The organism is Pseudomonas sp. PS02303, assembly GCF_029959925.1.
In the GTDB taxonomy this organism is placed as follows: Bacteria; Pseudomonadota; Gammaproteobacteria; order Pseudomonadales; family Pseudomonadaceae; genus Aquipseudomonas; species Aquipseudomonas mandelii.
Map to the genome: position 1 here is coordinate 1 of NZ_JASCOM010000011.1, position 16,026 is coordinate 16,026.

The 16,026-nt window shown below is 60.7% G+C and carries 10 protein-coding genes; 6 read left to right on the forward strand and 4 right to left on the reverse strand.

The genetic code is table 11. From position 1 onward, the window contains the following. Positions 1-994 precede the first annotated feature (994 nt). A complete protein-coding gene (locus QMX98_RS05005; RefSeq protein ID WP_010455672.1) occupies positions 995-1,354 on the forward strand; it encodes a DUF6124 family protein in 360 nt (119 codons plus the stop codon). 285 nt (positions 1,355-1,639) lie between these two features. Here the strand turns inward: QMX98_RS05005 and QMX98_RS05010 are convergent, their stop codons facing one another. From QMX98_RS05010 to QMX98_RS05025, 4 genes are read right to left on the reverse strand one after another with little or no spacing between them, the layout of a single operon-like run. Further along, positions 1,640-3,091 carry a curlin gene (locus QMX98_RS05010; RefSeq protein ID WP_010455670.1) on the reverse strand — a complete coding sequence of 484 codons (1,452 nt, stop codon included), beginning with the start codon at positions 3,089-3,091 and terminating at the stop codon, positions 1,640-1,642. A 27-nt stretch (positions 3,092-3,118) separates the two neighbouring features. Next, positions 3,119-3,580, reverse strand: a complete 462-nt coding sequence (locus QMX98_RS05015) for a curlin (protein ID WP_077750527.1) — start codon at positions 3,578-3,580, stop codon at positions 3,119-3,121. A gap of 60 nt (positions 3,581-3,640) precedes the next feature. Beyond that, positions 3,641-5,887 carry an Ig-like domain-containing protein gene (locus QMX98_RS05020; RefSeq protein ID WP_282410358.1) on the reverse strand — a complete coding sequence of 749 codons (2,247 nt, stop codon included), beginning with the start codon at positions 5,885-5,887 and terminating at the stop codon, positions 3,641-3,643. A 35-nt stretch (positions 5,888-5,922) separates the two neighbouring features. Continuing rightward, a complete protein-coding gene (locus tag QMX98_RS05025) occupies positions 5,923-7,269 on the reverse strand; it encodes a hypothetical protein (protein WP_282410359.1) in 1,347 nt (448 codons plus the stop codon). Between the two features lie 291 nt (positions 7,270-7,560). Here QMX98_RS05025 and QMX98_RS05030 point away from each other — a divergent pair, with 291 nt between their 5' ends. The 5 genes from QMX98_RS05030 (at position 7,561) to QMX98_RS05050 (ending at position 16,024) form a co-directional block, all read left to right on the forward strand. Then, positions 7,561-9,009 (forward strand): ATP-binding protein, encoded by a 1,449-nt coding sequence (locus QMX98_RS05030; protein WP_083376374.1) that lies wholly within the window; start codon positions 7,561-7,563, stop codon positions 9,007-9,009. A gap of 186 nt (positions 9,010-9,195) precedes the next feature. After that, positions 9,196-12,003: a multicopper oxidase domain-containing protein gene (locus QMX98_RS05035; protein ID WP_282410360.1), complete on the forward strand. Its 2,808-nt coding sequence runs from the start codon at positions 9,196-9,198 to the stop codon at positions 12,001-12,003. After that, the gene (locus tag QMX98_RS05040; RefSeq protein WP_282410361.1) at positions 12,000-13,031 is read left to right on the forward strand and encodes an SCO family protein; all 1,032 of its coding nucleotides are present in this window, start codon (positions 12,000-12,002) and stop codon (positions 13,029-13,031) included. Before QMX98_RS05035 ends, QMX98_RS05040 begins: the two co-directional genes overlap by 4 nt. A gap of 103 nt (positions 13,032-13,134) precedes the next feature. After that, entirely contained in the window at positions 13,135-14,628 is a 1,494-nt protein-coding gene (locus tag QMX98_RS05045; RefSeq protein ID WP_282410362.1) for a HAMP domain-containing sensor histidine kinase, read from the forward strand. Then, the gene (locus QMX98_RS05050; protein ID WP_077749041.1) at positions 14,597-16,024 is read left to right on the forward strand and encodes a sigma-54 dependent transcriptional regulator; all 1,428 of its coding nucleotides are present in this window, start codon (positions 14,597-14,599) and stop codon (positions 16,022-16,024) included. Before QMX98_RS05045 ends, QMX98_RS05050 begins: the two co-directional genes overlap by 32 nt. Positions 16,025-16,026: the final 2 nt, after the last annotated feature.

Below are 16,026 nucleotides of genomic sequence, written 5' to 3' on the forward strand. Positions count from 1 at the left end.
GCTTCGCTTCGACCTCCTCTCGATGTGTGCGGCTTCGCCGCACGGCGCTACGCGCCCACCCCCAGATGAACGCCTCCACTCGGCCTCCCGACGGGGCGAGCAGATCAAGATCAAAAGCAGGCGAGCTAACGCTCGGCCTAATGAGTGGTGAGGAGCGAAGCATGTACACCGAACCCTTGTAGGAGCGAGGCTTGCCCGCGAAGGCGGCCTGACAGCCGACCATTTTCTTTCAGGCATGCACCAAACCTTGTAGGAGCGAGCCTGCTCGCGAAGGCGGTCTGACAGCCGACCAATCTCTTGCAGGTACCCACATTCCACTGTAGGAGTGAGCCTGCTCGCGATGGCAGCCTGACAGCCGACCAATCTCTTGCAGGTACACCCATTCCACTGTAGGAGCGAGGCTTGCCCGCGAAGGCGGTCTGACAGCCGACCATTCTCTTGCAGGTACCCACATTCCACTGTAGGAGCGAGGCTTGCCCGCGAAGGCGGTCTGACAGCCGAACAATCACTTGCAGATGTAGGTCATTCCCTGTGGGAGCGAGCCTGCTCGCGATGGGGGGTGTGTCATTCAACATTGATGTCGGCTGACCCAATGCCCTCGCGAGCAGGCTCACTCCTACAGGGAATGTGTGCTGATTTGAGGGGTGTGTTTAATTGCGTTTAGCGTTACTTCCTGAAAGCTACAGTTCCTTGCGCCGTTGCCTACGACTGCGCCAGAATCCGCCGGCTTGTGCGCTTTGTGCCTGGTCTTTATCGTTTCCGGGTCGCTGAATTCAGCGGCCGGGTTTAGCGACCTGAACAGGTATAAGCGCAACAAAGCTCCATTTTTATTGCAGGCTGATGTCTGCAGTTTCGATATGGTGGCTGTGCGCGGGAGACCCTCGGGTCTGCCGGGTCTTATACCTCTCGGTTCGCTAACCTGCGTACAGCCGCCACCCTTACTTGTTTAGCGACAGGTGCCGGTGGTTCCAACAGGTATAAATGGAGTTTCACCATGTTCAAAGCCACACCCAACCCCCCGCACTCCGACGACGTTTCCCCCTACGATCCCCTCGACCCCAAAAAACTCAACGAAGCCGCCGACCGTGCGCTGGATCACTATCTCAATCCGCTGAAAAGCGCGATCCCGCCACGCAAGCCCAGTACCATCTACCTCATCGCCCCGGATATCGACACCGAAACCCTGTTGGTCAATGCCTGCGAATCCCTGGCTTCAGCCAGTGTCATGGCCAGCGACTTCGCCGGGTTTCTCGAAGGCCCGCAACGCAACACGATGCTGGCCCTCCAGCAAATCATTATGCTGGGCGAGCTGGCGGTGAATCGGGCGCTGGATAACGTCGTTCCGCAGGCGTAAACGCTGAGTCTGGAGCGGGAGGGTTTCTGTGGCGAGGGAGCTTGCTCCCGCTCCGCGGCGAAGCCGTCGTAAAACCAGTGAATGCGGTGTGTCAATGGAGATGCGTTTGCCGGGTTTAGGTCTGCTGCGCAGCCCAGCGGGAGCAAGCTCCCTCGCCACAGTATGAGTTCATCAAGTGGGCCGCGAATCGTTCGAAAGCGGCTTGTCAGGCATCCAATTCGCCGCAGCCTCACACAAAAAAACCGCGACCCACCCCCGAGGGCCGCGGTTTTTTATGCCTTGCGATTACTGCTGCAGCACGGTCGCCCGGTTGTCACTGCCCAACTGCTGAACCGTCGCCATTTGGGTCACGCCGCTCTGATCAACACTGGCCATGTTCCCGGTACCGCCCTGGGTCACGTAGGCGACGTTCATGGTGTCAGCCTGTTTGACGCTGATCATGTTGTCGCTGCCATACAGCTGCGTGGTGAATGCCTGGTTGCCCGTGCCGGACTGGTCGAACTCGGTGGTGTTGCCAGTGCCGTTGGTGGTGCCCTGGGCCAGGTTGGTGGTGCCGCGCTGGTCGGCGATCAGGATGTTGTCGCTGCCGTTCTGGTCGAAGTACAGCTCGTTATAGGAGTCGGCCTGGCTGATGGTGGTTTTGTTGCCCGTGCCGGTCTGGTTGGTGGTCATGATGTGGCCGACGCCATCCTGGTTGAAGCTGGCGATGTTGCCGTTGCCGGCCTGGGTGACGGTCGCACGCTGGTTGCTGCCGAATTGGCCGCCCAGTTGCGGGCCTTTCCAGTTGCTGGCGTAGACCTTGTTTTCGGTACCCACGGAGGTGGCGTTCAGCACATGGCTGTCGCCGCTCTGGTAGGTGAAGTGCACGTTGCCGGTGCCTTGCTGGTACAGCGCGAGCACCGAGCCGACGGAGTCGAACTGGTCGGCGTAGATGGCGTTGACGTCGCCAACTTGCAGGACCTGGGCGTTGTTGTTTTGGCCGAAGCTTTGGTCGACCACGGTTTCGTTGGTCTGTCCGTACTGGTTGACGGTGGCTTGACTATTAGCGGTTTGCCCGCCTTGCCAGACTTCACTGCCGTTGAAGTCGCCGAACTGGTTGATCGTGATGACGCCGCCGTTGCCGTCGCGTTGGTCGCCATAGGCATAGTTGCCTTCGCCGGCCTGGTTGATGCCGATCTCGCCGCCCATGTGCGCGATCTGCTCAGTGGTGCCGTAGTTGGCGGTGCCGTACTGGATGATCGTCGCGTTGTTGGCGATGCCCAGTTGAATCTGCTCGATATTGGCCTCGTTGGCGTCACCGAACTGGAAGGTCTGGCCTTTGGTGGCTTCTTGGCTGTCCTGATAGAGGAACGAGAAATTGCCGCTGCCCGTCTGTTGTTGCAGCGCCTGGTTTTCGCCCATGCCGATCGATTGACTGGCATGGCTGATGTTGAGACTGCCGACCTGTTGCTGGACGATGGTGCTGCCGTTCTCGAACAGTTGCTCAGCGTAACCGGCGTTGAAGTCGCCGGCCTGATCCTGGGTGATGGTGCCGGTGGCGGTGTCTTGCACCGCCATGGCATCGTTACCCTCGCCGAGTTGCTGTTGGGCTGCGGTACTGAACGGGGCCGCGGTCTGTTTCACTTCGGCAATGTTGGCGGTGCCGACCTGGGACTGGTTGGAAACGCTGTCGTCGGCCATTGCCTGGGCACTGACAATGACCAGGATGGCAGCGGTGAGGGGCGTCAGTTTGAACATGATGAAACCTCCAAGTGGTGCAGTGCTTTAGCGATATTGTTTGACCGAAACGCTCATGCCATTTCCCGACTGGGTCACGGCGCTTGAAAGTCCCGTACCGGCCTGGTCGATGCTGGCGTCGTTGTTATTGCCGTTCTGCGAAATCTGCGCGCGGTTGTGGCTGCCGTTTTGCGTGATTGAGGCGGCGTTGCCGGAACCTTGCTGGGTAATCAATGCCATGAGGTCGCTGCCTTGTTGCAGGATCCAGGCTTCCTGGTTACTGCCCGACTGGACGATGGTGCCGAGCAACGACTGGCCGTTCTGTTGCACCAGCGCCACGTTGGCCTGGCCGTTCTGGTCGATCAGCGCGTGCTGGCCAACCGGTGGAGGCAACTCGCCGAGGTCGGCGGAGGGTGCCAGGTCGTCGTTCTCCATCAAATCGTCGGCGCGCGCGCCTGCACTGCTGCAAAGCAGAAGCAGGCAGAGCAGGGCGGCGGTCGGCGTTTTCATGGCGCTGTCCTGTGGGAGGAGGCCGGCCCCACCCACCGAATCGGCGGGTGGGGCGAGGGCTCAGTTGGAGATGACCGTCACGGTACGCACGGTGCCTTGGGACGAGGTGATCGTGGCTGTCGGGTTCGCCGACGGAATCACCGTGGTGCTGTTGCTCACCGTCAACCGCCAGCGACCGGTCACCGGCACCGTGGTGGTGCCCAGAGTTGCCAGCCCTGTCGGGGTGCTGACCTTGACGGTGATGACGTTGCCGGTAATCACCGATGAGGTACCTGCAAAGTCCCAGGTGAAGCGGTTGTTGGAGCGCGCCGACACCGTGGCCGTGGTGACCGTGAAGGTTTCCGCAGCAGGCCGTGGCGAGACTTGCACCGTGACGGTAGCGGGAGCCGACAGGGCGCCGAAGCTGTCCCGGGCGACGTAGGTGAAGGTTGTGGTGAAGGCCGTAGTGACCGTCGCTGGTGGGGTGTAGGTGATGACGGTGCCGTCGGTGCTGACGCTGCCGCGATTGAGTGCCGGTTGGGTCAGGCTGGCGACGGCGAGCGGCACGTTGCCTTCCGGATCGGTGTCGTTGGCCAGCACGTTGATCGGTATCGCCACGCCGAGGGTCGCGATGCTGTCGGCGACGGCCACCGGAGACTGGTTGGGCGCCACGGTGATGGTTACGGTTGCCGGAGCGGTCGAGGCCAGGCCTTTGACGTCTTGAGCCTTGTAGGTGAAGGTCGCTGTCAGCGGTGCATTGACCACGGCTGGCGGGGTGTAGACCACCGAAGTCGTGCCGCTCAATGCCACGGTGCCTTGCCCGGCAGCCGGTGGGGTCAGCGCGGTGATGCTCAGCGGCGTGTTGCCATCGGGATCACTGTCGTTGGCCAGCAGGTTGAGGGTCAGCGGCACGCCGAAGCTGGTGCTGCCAGTGTCGGCGACCGAGAGCGGCGCCTGGTTCTCACCGGTATCCGGAGCCGTCCCGACCACCACGACTGGTTCGGTGTCACTGCCGCCAGCAGCGGATTTGACGGTGACGGTAGCCGGTGGCTGAGTCAGGTCTGCGATGGTCAGTCGTTGCAGGGTGCCGGATTTCGACAGGCGTCCGTAACCTTGCGCAACCATGTCCGGCACGGCCACTTCATCCGTGGAGGAGGCCTCGATCAGCAGGCTGTGATCGCTCCAGTTGTAGCGAGCGGTCTGGATTTTCACCAGGTCAGTGACCTTGCTCGATACCGCCGTCGGCCGGGTGGTGCCCGACGGATTGGTGGCGGTGACGACCACGATCGAAGGCAGCGTGCCGCTGGCCGGGTGCTGACCGAAGAACCCGCCGTTGTTGTCGCCCAACAGGTTGGTCTGGCATGGCGAAAGTGGCGGACCCGGCACCAGAGCGATGGTTTCGCGAAAGCACAGGGTCGAACTGTTGTCTGATTTGGCAAAGACTTCGACCCGGGTGCTGGTGCCTGTACCCGAAGTGGTGCGCCGGTAAGTAGCGCGATCAACTTCCACGGGGGTTTGCGCACGGCTGTCCAGGACTTTACCGGACAAGTTGAACAAGTTGGTTTGAATGGTCCCGGCCGGGCCTGTGATGCGGACGAAGTTGGTGTCATTGGGACTGCCGGTGACCTGTTCGGTGAGGTTCGGGTCGCCAACGTAGGTTTCGATGGCGCCGGTGTCCGGGTTCACCTCGGTGTAAGGACCGTTGACGCTGCGCAGGAACGGCCCGATGTTGCCATTCAGCGTGCCGCTGAAATTTCCAGGCGCACCGATGCCGATGTCCCGGGTGATGTTGATGGCACGACGGCCAGGCGTGGTGACGTTGACCGTTTCGACCCCGTAAGGGTGAGTGATGGTGTACACCCCGGCAGTGGGCACCGAGACCCGAACGCGAATCCGCGCGAAGGCCACTTGATCGCCATCGAGCGGATTACCGCCACCGAATGCAGCCTCGATCCCGGCCACGTAGGCATCCAGTTCATAGCCGCTGTTGCCAATTTGCGGGATCGCAGTCTCAGCCAGGAACCAGAACGCTTCCGGCGGCCAGTTGTCGGGGAAGATCATTGGCTGGGCATCGTCGTAAATGCCCGGTTCAGCCAGCAGGATGCACATGTAGGCCGGCGGCACAGTGGTCCCTACCCGTGAGCTCACTGCCCGGGACTGGCACAGTTCCATCGAGAGTAAATTGTTGTCCTGATACCACATCGGGAATTTCCCGGTGGCGAAGGTATAAGGGCCGGGGTCGACAGCCGCGAGTTGCGCGAATGCACTGCCGGACAGCGATAGAGTCAGTCCCAGGGCGTTGAGCGCCAGGCGTGGCCAATTGTTCATGATGCCTCCTGATGAGGATCTGCGCATGTGAGCGTTCATTGCACGATGACCACTTCTTCGATGTCGCTGCCGCCATTGGATGACGTCACTCGAACCTTGGCGGGTGGAATCGGCGAGATGCCGGTCGCCAGGGATTTCACTGCGCCATCGCCACTCAGGGCGCCAATGGCGGCACCGCTGGCGGAGGTGGCGGTGAGCACTGGCGGCGAGGTTTCATCGCTGGTCGAGGCCACGAGCGTCAATTGCCCGGAGCTCAGGCTGTACTCGGCACGCTGGATCACCACCAGGTCGGTCAGGGGCATGGACAAGTTCGTCGGCGTGCTGCTGGGGATGGCCAGGTGATTGTCGGCTGTCAGTTGCAGGGTGCTCGGCAACGTCGGGTTGTTCGAGGACTGCGCATACCAGTTTCCGGTGGTGTCAGCCTCGGTCAGGTGCAGCGCCGGGTTGTTGCTGTCCAGGGTCACAGTGGCTGGTGGCGGCGGGGCCATGACGAACACGTCTTGTTGGGCCACCGGGGCGCTTTCACCGGCCTTGCGCGAGTAGGTGCTGCGCTGGGTGATCATCGGAGTCGGACGGACCACCGTCGATAACTTGCCGGAGATGGCCATCACCGTGGTGCGCAAGTCCAGTCCGTTCGGACCTTCGATGCGGATGTAGTTGGTATTGAAAGGGCTGCCGGTGAAGGCTTCCGAAAGGTTCGGGTCGCCGACGAATTGCTCCGCAGCACCGGTCACCGGATTGGTTTCGGTGTAAGGGCCGTTGACACTGCGCAGGAACGGTCCGATGTCACCCTTGAGAGCGCCGTCGTAGGTTTTCGGTGAGCCGATGCCGATGTCCCGGGTCATGTTGATCGCCCGCCGCCCGGGGGTGTCGACGTTGAATACATCGACGCCGTAGGGGTGGGTGATCACGTAGGTGCCAGCGGTGGGCACGTCCACCCGGATGCGGATGCGCGCAAAGCTGATTTGATCACCTTCGACCGGGTCGCCGCCGCTGAAGGCCGCTTCGATGGCACTGACGTAGGTCAGGTCGATGCCCCGGGCGGCATCGACAATGGCGCCGTCCCCTGTGAACCAGAATGCTTCGTCGGGGAAGTTGGTCGGAAAGACGACCGGTTGCGCATCATCAAAAACCCCGGGAGTCGGCAGCAAGTTGCACATGTACGACTGTGCACCGGGAGCGCCGGGGACTCGCGAACTGACGGCCTTGGACAGGCACAGATCGAGGGTTCGACCATGGGTGTCCTGATACCAGGCGGCGAACGAACCATTGGCTGGCAGATAGGGACCGGGGTCGACGGCAAACAGCGCTGCCTGGGCAACACTTTGGGCGAGAGCGCTGACAACCAGGGCGGCCGCCGTTTTGGACAGTAAAGGGTGCATGAGTATTCCCTCTATCAGAGTACCTGCCCCGTAGGGATGGGTCAGTTGGGAGGGCTTCGGCAACTTCCATACCAATCTTTCAAAACGGCCGGAGAGGCCCGCAGTGAAGGCGTGGAGCGCGCAAACGGTTTCGCGGGGGCGAGGGCGTAAGCGGGCGACTGTCCCCAGCATTGGGGGTAGGTGGGGGCAGTGGGGTATGTGGGGAATTGGGTGGGGGGGACAAAACCCGATGTCGGGCAAAGACCGGACAGTGGGCTATAACCCTATAGGGAGTTTCCGGGAATAACGTCCATGACCAGTCAGACCACCACCCTCCTGAAAGAAGAGGGCGATATCCGCCTGAGCTCGCGCAAACAGCCGTTCAATCTGCTGCGCTGGTTCTCGCTGATCAGCATGGCCGTGATCGGCACGGTGGCCGTGGCGCTGGGGGCGGTGTCGACGCGGTTCGTGATTACCGAAAGCGTGCAGCGCGATGCCTTGCTCACCTCCCAGTTCATTCAAGCGATTGCCTCGGCCGAGGTTCGCCATGTCTCGATCCCCAACGTGCGAACCATGGGCGAGCTGCTGGACCCGCGCAAGGACAGGGATTTTCCTGACGTTGATCCGATGGCCCGCGCCAGTGCCCGTGGTGAATTCCTCGACCATATCCAGCATTTGCCAGACGTGATTCTGGCGAACATTTATGCCCCTGACCGCATGGTGATCTGGTCCACCAACCCGGCACTGATGGGCACCACGATCCATGCCGACGAAGACCTGGACCAGGCCTTCGCTTCCAAGACTCCAGTGTCGGCCAGTTATCACAACGTCGACAAAAGTCGTATGGAGCAGAAGTTCATCACGCCCCCGGACTACATCTTCATAGAGAATTACATCCCGCTGTTCGATGCCGATGGCAATACCGTCACGGCGATGGTCGAGATCTACAAGGAACCCAGGGACCTGATCGATCGCATGGAGCGCGGCCTGGTACTGATCTGGCTGGCCACGGCCCTGGGCGGCGGACTGATTTATCTGGGGTTGTACTGGATCGTGCGCCGGGCAGCCATTTTGCTGGCAGTGCAACAAAAACAACTGATTACCAACGAAACCTTCGTGGCACTCGGGGAGATGTCCTCGGCGGTGGCCCACAGCCTGCGCAACCCATTGGCGACCATACGCTCCAGCGCCGAACTGGCCCTGGAGTTCGACACTGGCCTGGCCCACAAGAACATCAACGACATCATCGGTCAGGTGGATCGCATGTCGAAGTGGGTCAGGGAATTGCTGCAGTCCTTACGCCCGCTCAATGATGACGCCGAGCCGGTGAACCTGGTGGCGGCCCTGCATGACAGCCTCATGGCTTTCGAGCATCAGATTGCCAAGGCCGGTGTGCAGGTGGTGTTCGAGCCGCAGGAGACGCCGATGGTGTTGAGCCAGCAGGTGCAGCTTACGCAGATCCTCAACAGCCTGTTGGCCAATGCCGTGGAAGCGATGGACAGGGGCGGCACACTGAGCATCACCCTGGAGTCGACCGACACCCGGGGAATTTGCGTTGTCGTGAGCGACACCGGCAAGGGCATGAACGAAGAACAGCGCAGGATGGCGTTCCGGCCTTTCTTTACCACCAAGCAAGGCGGGCTGGGTGTCGGGCTGGTGCTGGTAAAGCGGATCATGGAACGTTTTGGCGGCGCGGTAAACCTGGGCAGCCGTGAGGGCGAGGGCACGAGTGTCCGCTTGTCGTTCAAGCGGATTCCCTGAAATCGGGTATGAACTTTCCCCGCTAGCGGGTGTCTGGACCCAGTCGTTTTCCCCGGTCACGGCACATTGATATTGATAAGCCATTGTTTTCTTGAGTGTTAATGCTTTTGTATAAAACTGTTACAAATCTGGCGAGGTCCTTGCAAAACCACCACTACCCCCTTCAAGACTTCGAGGCGGCTGGTGATGGACAGAAACGCGCGGTACCCCTTCAAGTGGTTCGGCCTGCTGACGCCGTTGAGCGTCCTCCTGACAATGACGCTCGGCACAGCGAACCTGCGTGCCAGCCCGATCGATGACGAGCGACAGCCAGAACCTGCCGATCCTTCGGCTTACTACGACGAACCGGCTGATGAAGCCGCCGCGCTCAACGCCATCTTGACCATGCCCGAGGCCAACGAAGACTCCTTCGATTTGCCCGATGGCGTCAAAGGCAGTCGAGACACCACGCGCCAGGAAAACGTCCTGCCGCCGACGGTGCAAACCAGTTTCAACTACCCCACCAATGGCAAGCCGAGCCCGCTGTTCGGCGCTCAGCCGTTCACTCAGCAGATGGTGTTGTTCGAGGAGTTCGGTCCGGAAAAACTCGACCCCACTACACCGGCGGCGCCGTTGGGCTTTCCACCGGCTACCGTTGGCCCGCTGCCACAACAGGACCCCACCAACGCGGCCCGCAGTGCGCCACCGAGCGCGGCACTCGATGCCTTTATGCGTCAACCGGGGCTGATGCCGTTCCCCAGCCAGTACTCCAACGTGGTGGACCGCAACCCGTGGCAGGCGCAGATCGAAGTCTTCCTCAACCGCCATATCGGCTCGTCAGCCGAAGGCCGTCCGCCAGGAAAAGGCTGGTCGCATCAACGCTGGAACGAGTTCTACCCGCAAATGGCCTATAAAACCGTGCAAACCGGGGCGAGGCTCAACAGCGGCTGGCGTGACAGTCATCAGATGCACGGCTATGCGCTGGGTGAGTTTGGCCCCGGTGGCCTTTATCACAACGTCGCCGGCGTGCCAGCCACGGCGGGCACCGCCAAAGGCGTCGATGCGCGTTTCCACCCGAGCATGCCAGTGCAGAACCACAACTCGGTCTGGACCTTTGACGGCACGTTACCGCCCAAGTTGCTGATGGTGCGTTACGGTCAGCCGGTGCTGATGCGTCACTACAACGGCTTGCCGATCGACCCTGCCGCCAACATGGGGTTCGGTCTGCACACCATCAGTACTCACGAGCACAACGGTCACGCACCGGCGGAAAGCGATGGCTATGCCAACGCCTTTTTCTTCCCGGGGCAGTATTACGACTATCGCTGGCCGATCCAGTTGGCCGGCTACGACAGCATCAACACCGACGCCCATGATCCGCGCGCGGCGTTCCCTTGCTCGCCGGGGGAAACCCTGTGGACCAACGACATCAGCCCCAGCCGCAAGACCTGCGACCACGGCACGATCAAGATCCGCGGCGACTGGCGCGAAACCATGAGCACCCACTGGTTCCACGACCACATGCTCGATTTCACCGCGCAGAACGTCTACAAGGGCAACGCGGCGATGATGAATTACTACAGCGCCCTGGACCGTGGCAACGAATCGGTTAACGACGGTGTCAACTTGCGTTTCCCCAGCGGCAGCGCCTTGCCGTGGGGCAACCGTGACTACGACGTCAACCTGGTGTTCGCCGACAAGGCCTGGGATCAGGCCGGCCAGTTGTGGTTCAACCCGTTCAACACCGACGGCTTCCTCGGTGATCAGGTGCTGGTCAACTGGCAGTGGAAACCGACCCTGGATGTACGCGCCCGCAGCTACCGGTTCCGCATCCTCAACGGCTCGGTGTCGCGTTACTTCAAGTTCGCCATTGTCCGCGAGGTCAAGGGCAGCAGCGGCGAGTTCCCCGGCCCGAAAAACTCCGGCGTGTCCTATGCCCGCGTGCCGTTTCACCTGATTGCCAACGACGGCAACATCATGGAACACAGCGTGCCGTTCGACGGCACCCTGGACCTGGATGCCGACGGCGATAAACAGAATCACAACGCGATCCTGCCGACCCAGGGCATCGCCGAGCGCTTCGATATCATCGTCAACTTCGCGAAAAACGGCATCAAGCCCGGCGACAAACTGTTCGTGGTCAACCTGCTGGTGCACGACGACGGCAAGGGCCCGAAAGAACCCGTGCCATTGGCCGATGTGCTGTCGGAGAAATACCTTGCGGTGATCAAGCAATCGAGCAAGGGCCCGCAGTGGGACAAGGGTGACCCGGGCGTGGGCAAGGTCTTGCAACTGAACGTCAAGGCCTACACCGGTCAGGACCTGGCCATGGACCCGGCAGCCTACGAACCGGCCAAACCGGGCAAGGCCGAAGGCCTGGTGATGATCCCGCTGAAAATCCACCGCGACAATGCGACCGACAAGGTCCTGCTGTCCCAGGCGCGCCACCGCACCTTCACCTTCGGACGTTCCGACGGCACCGATGAAGCGCCGTGGACGGTCAAGACCGATGGCGGTTTCGGCTTCCACATGGACCCGCGTCGCTTGAATACGGCGACCCAGTTGAAAACCGGTCCAACCGATGCCGGCGTCAGTGGCTTCGGCACCCTGGAAGTGTGGAACATCAAGGCCGGCGGCAAGGGCTGGAGTCACCCGGTTCATGTGCACTTCGAGGAGGGGATCATTCTCAGCCGCGGCGGCAAGGCGCCACCGGAATGGGAAAAATGGGCACGCAAGGACGTGTACCGCATCGGCTCGGAAAACGACGGCCTGGACAGCGTCGAGGTGGCGATCAACTTCCGCGAATTTGCCGGGACGTACATGGAGCACTGTCACAACACTCAGCACGAAGACAACTCGATGCTGCTGCGCTGGGACATTGAGAAACCCGGGCAATTCCAGTTGATGCCGACACCGTTGCCGAGCTGGGATGGCGTGCGCTATGTCAACTCCGCTGCGCTGCCAACCTTCCGCAATGGCGACGGCTTCGGCCCACAAGTGGCGGTGAAAAAATGAAGCGCAGGCGCGCCGACACACCGGCGTATACGCCGCGCTCCCGCGCCTTGGGCATGCACCTGATTCTGGTCCTGGTGACCTGTCTGTTGGCGGCTCGGGTGCTGCTCGCTCATGACGGGATACTGTCGCCGAGGGAATCGGCGACGCCCTGGGGTGGCGAATACTTCCCCAACACCCTGCTGACCGATCAGGACGGTCGGCAGGTGCGTTTCTTCGATGACTTGATCAAGGACAAAGTGGTGGTGATCAACTTCATCTTCACCTCTTGCAGTGATTCCTGTCCGCTGGAAACCGCACGCCTGCGTCAGGTGCAAAAGTTGCTGGGCGACCGGGTCGGCCAGGACATCTTCTTCTATTCCATCAGCATCGACCCGCTCAGCGACACCCCCGAGGTGCTCAAGGCTTACGCACAACGCTTCAAGGTCGGGCCGGGCTGGACGTTTCTGACCGGTGAATTCGAAGCGGTCACCGACCTGCGAAAAAAACTCGGGCTGTTCATCGAGGGCGTCGACAACGGACGCAGCAAAGACCACAACCTGAGCCTGATCGTCGGCAACCAGGGCACCGGCCGCTGGATGAAAGCCTCGCCGTTCGAGAACCCGTGGATTCTCGCCGACCAGTTGGCCAACACCTTGCAGAACTGGAAGAAACCCAGCATTGAGCAAAGTTACGCCGATGCGCCCGAGATTCGCCCGCCGAGCAATGGCGAAGAACTGTTTCGCACCCGATGCGCGTCGTGCCACAGCCTGGGTCCGCTGGACGGGCAGGGCATCGGCATGCGCAGCATCGGCCCGGACCTGGTCGGCGTGACGCGCCAACGGGATCTGGCCTGGCTCAACCGTTGGATTCGCGAACCGGACCGCATGCTCGCTGAAAAGGACCCGCTCGCGCTGGCACTGTTTGAACGCTTCGACAAAAACCCGATGCCTAATCTGCGTCTGGATGAGAATGCTGCGCAGTCAATTCTGGGTTTTTTGCAGGAAGAAACCGATCGCCAGCAACCGCTACAAGCGGCGCAGGTGCCATAGCGGCGAAATACTATCAGTGAAGCCGTCGACCACGATCAATGCCACCTACACTGATCCGAAACATGACTGAAAAGGCTTGATGCAAGCACCCTGGACAAGACCCATGCAGATACTGGAACAACAAAAAGTACCTGCGCCGGACGCCCCGGCAGCAGAAGGCCAAAGTCGAAGTGGACAGTTCAATCTGCTGCGCTGGTTTTCGCTGGGAAGCTTTCTCATCATTGCGGTGGTGGCGATGGGGTTGGGTTATGTGTCCACGCGGTTTGTTGTCGATGAGAGCATCGAGCGTGATTCCATGCTGACTGCGCAATTCATTCAGGCCATCGGTGATGCGGAAATTCGCCACGCCGGCATCACCCTGAAAAGAACCATGGGCGAGATGCTCGATCCGCGCGAAGACAACGCCTATCCCGACGTAAACCCAGGTGCCCGTGCCGCTGCCCGCATTGAGTTTCTCGATCACGTCGAACACTTGCCGGACACGCTGTTGGCGGTGGTGTATGCCCTGGATCGCACGGTGGTCTGGTCGACCAATCCACAGATGATCGGCATGCGCGTCGAAGGTGATGAAGAACTGGACGAATCCTTTGAAATGAAGGAGCCGGTCTCCACCAGCTATCACCAGATCGACGAGGAACGTCCCGAACAGATGCTGTTGCGCGAGCCCAAGTACCTGTTCATCGAGAATTACATCCCGATGTTCAATGCCGACAAAAGCAAGGTCATTGCCATGGTCGAGATCTACAAGGAACCGGCGGACCTGGTGGAGCGCATTCAGCGTGGCTTCAAGGCGATCTGGCTGGCGACCTTGCTCGGTGGCCTGCTTATCTACCTTGGGCTGTTCTGGATCGTGCGGCGTGCGTCCGTGTTGCTGCAGAGCCAGCAAAAACAATTGATCTCTAACGAGACCTTCGTCGCCTTGGGAGAAATGTCCTCGGCCGTCGCCCACAGCTTGCGCAATCCGCTGGCGAACATCCGTTCCAGTGCCGAACTAGCCCAGGAAATCGCCAGCCAGAGTGCGCAGAAAAACATCGGCGACATCATCAACCAGGTCGATCGCATGTCGCGCTGGGTCCGGGAGTTGCTGGTGTCGTTGCGGCCGATAAACGACGACTCCGAAACGGTGGACCTGGTGCTGGCCATTGATGACACCCTGAGCGCTTTCGACGCGCTGATCCGACGCTCGAACGTGGAGGTGCGTTTCACGCCGCAGACCTGTCCACCGGTCGTCAGCCAACGGGTGCTGCTCACCCAGATTCTGAATAGCCTGATTGCCAATGCCCTTGAGGCCATGCCCAAGGGCGGTTTGCTCAGTATCGATATTGAGCACCCCAGGTCCGCTCAGGTGCGGATGACCCTGAGTGATACCGGCAAAGGCATGACCAAGCAGCAGCAACAGATGGTCTTCAAGCCGTTTTTCACCACCAAACAGGGAGGGTTGGGCGTTGGCCTGGCCCTCGTCAAACGAATAATGGAGCGTTTCGAAGGCTCGGTCGAACTGACCAGCCAGGAGCAGGAAGGAACCCGCGTCTGTCTCAATTTCAAAGTGGCAACGGGAGGGGAATATGGAGCACAGCATACTGCTGGTCGAGGATGATGAACTCCTGGCCGAGAATATTCAGACCTACCTGGAGCGCAAAGACTTCGAGGTGACGGTCTGCCATTCGGCTGAAGAGGCGTTGGATAAACTGGGTACGTTCACCCCTGATGTGGTGCTGACCGACAACTCGCTGCCGGGCATGAGCGGTCACGACCTGATCCAGAAGCTGCGCATCAGCGCGCCGGATCTGAAGGTGATCATGATGACCGGCTACGGCAACGTCGAAGATGCCGTGGTGGCGATGAAAGAGGGCGCTTTTCATTACGTCACCAAACCGGTGGCCTTGCCGGAGCTCAAGCTGCTGCTGGACAAGGCCCTGGCCACTGATCGAATGGAGCGCACGCTGTCGTTTTATCAGGAGCGCGAGGCGCAGAAGTCAGGCGTACAGGCATTGATCGGCGAATCGGCGCCGATGCAATACTTGAAAAACACCATTACCCAGTTGCTCGACGCCGAGCGGCGCATGGCCAACACCGACCTGCCGCCCGTGCTGGTGGAAGGCGAGACCGGTACCGGCAAGGAACTGGTGGCCCGGGCGCTGCACTTCGACGGTCCGCGCAGCAAAGGTCCGTTCATTGAATTCAACTGCGCGTCGATCCCTTCCAATCTGGTGGAGTCGGAACTGTTCGGCCACGAGAAGGGCGCCTTCACCGACGCCAAGGACCGTCGAGTTGGTCTGGTGGAAGCGGCCGATGGCGGCACGCTGTTCCTCGATGAAGTCGGTGAAATGGACCTGCTGCTGCAAGCCAAACTGCTGAAGCTGCTGGAAGACCGGACCATCCGCCGGGTCGGCTCGGTCAAGGAACGCAAGGTCGATTTGCGGGTAATCAGCGCGACCAACTGCAACCTCGAACAAATGGTGCAACAGGGCAAGTTCCGTCGTGACCTGTTCTTCCGTTTGCGCATTATTTCGATCAAGGTGCCGCGCCTGTATGCCCGCGGCGCCGATATCCTGCTGCTGGCCCGGCATTTCCTGGCGATCCACGGCAAACGCTATGGCAAACCGCACCTGCATTTCAGTGACCAGGCTGAAGAGTTGCTGCTCAGCTACAGTTGGCCGGGCAACGTGCGCGAATTGCGCAACATGCTCGAGCAAACCGTGTTATTGGCGCAAAGCGATACGATTGCCGCCCATCAGCTCAACGTCTGCCTGAGCCTGGTGGATGATCCGATCGTGCTGCAAGAACCCCAGCACCACGAACCGCGACCGGCTTACAACGGCACCGAGTCGATGAACCTGCCGGAAGTCGAGCGCGACATGGTGCGCAAGATGCTCGACAAGACCGACTGGAACGTCACCAAGTCCGCACGCTTGCTGGGCCTGAGTCGCGACATGCTGCGTTACCGGATCGAAAAGCTCGGCCTCGCACGCCCGGACAAACGCCAGTGGTGAGA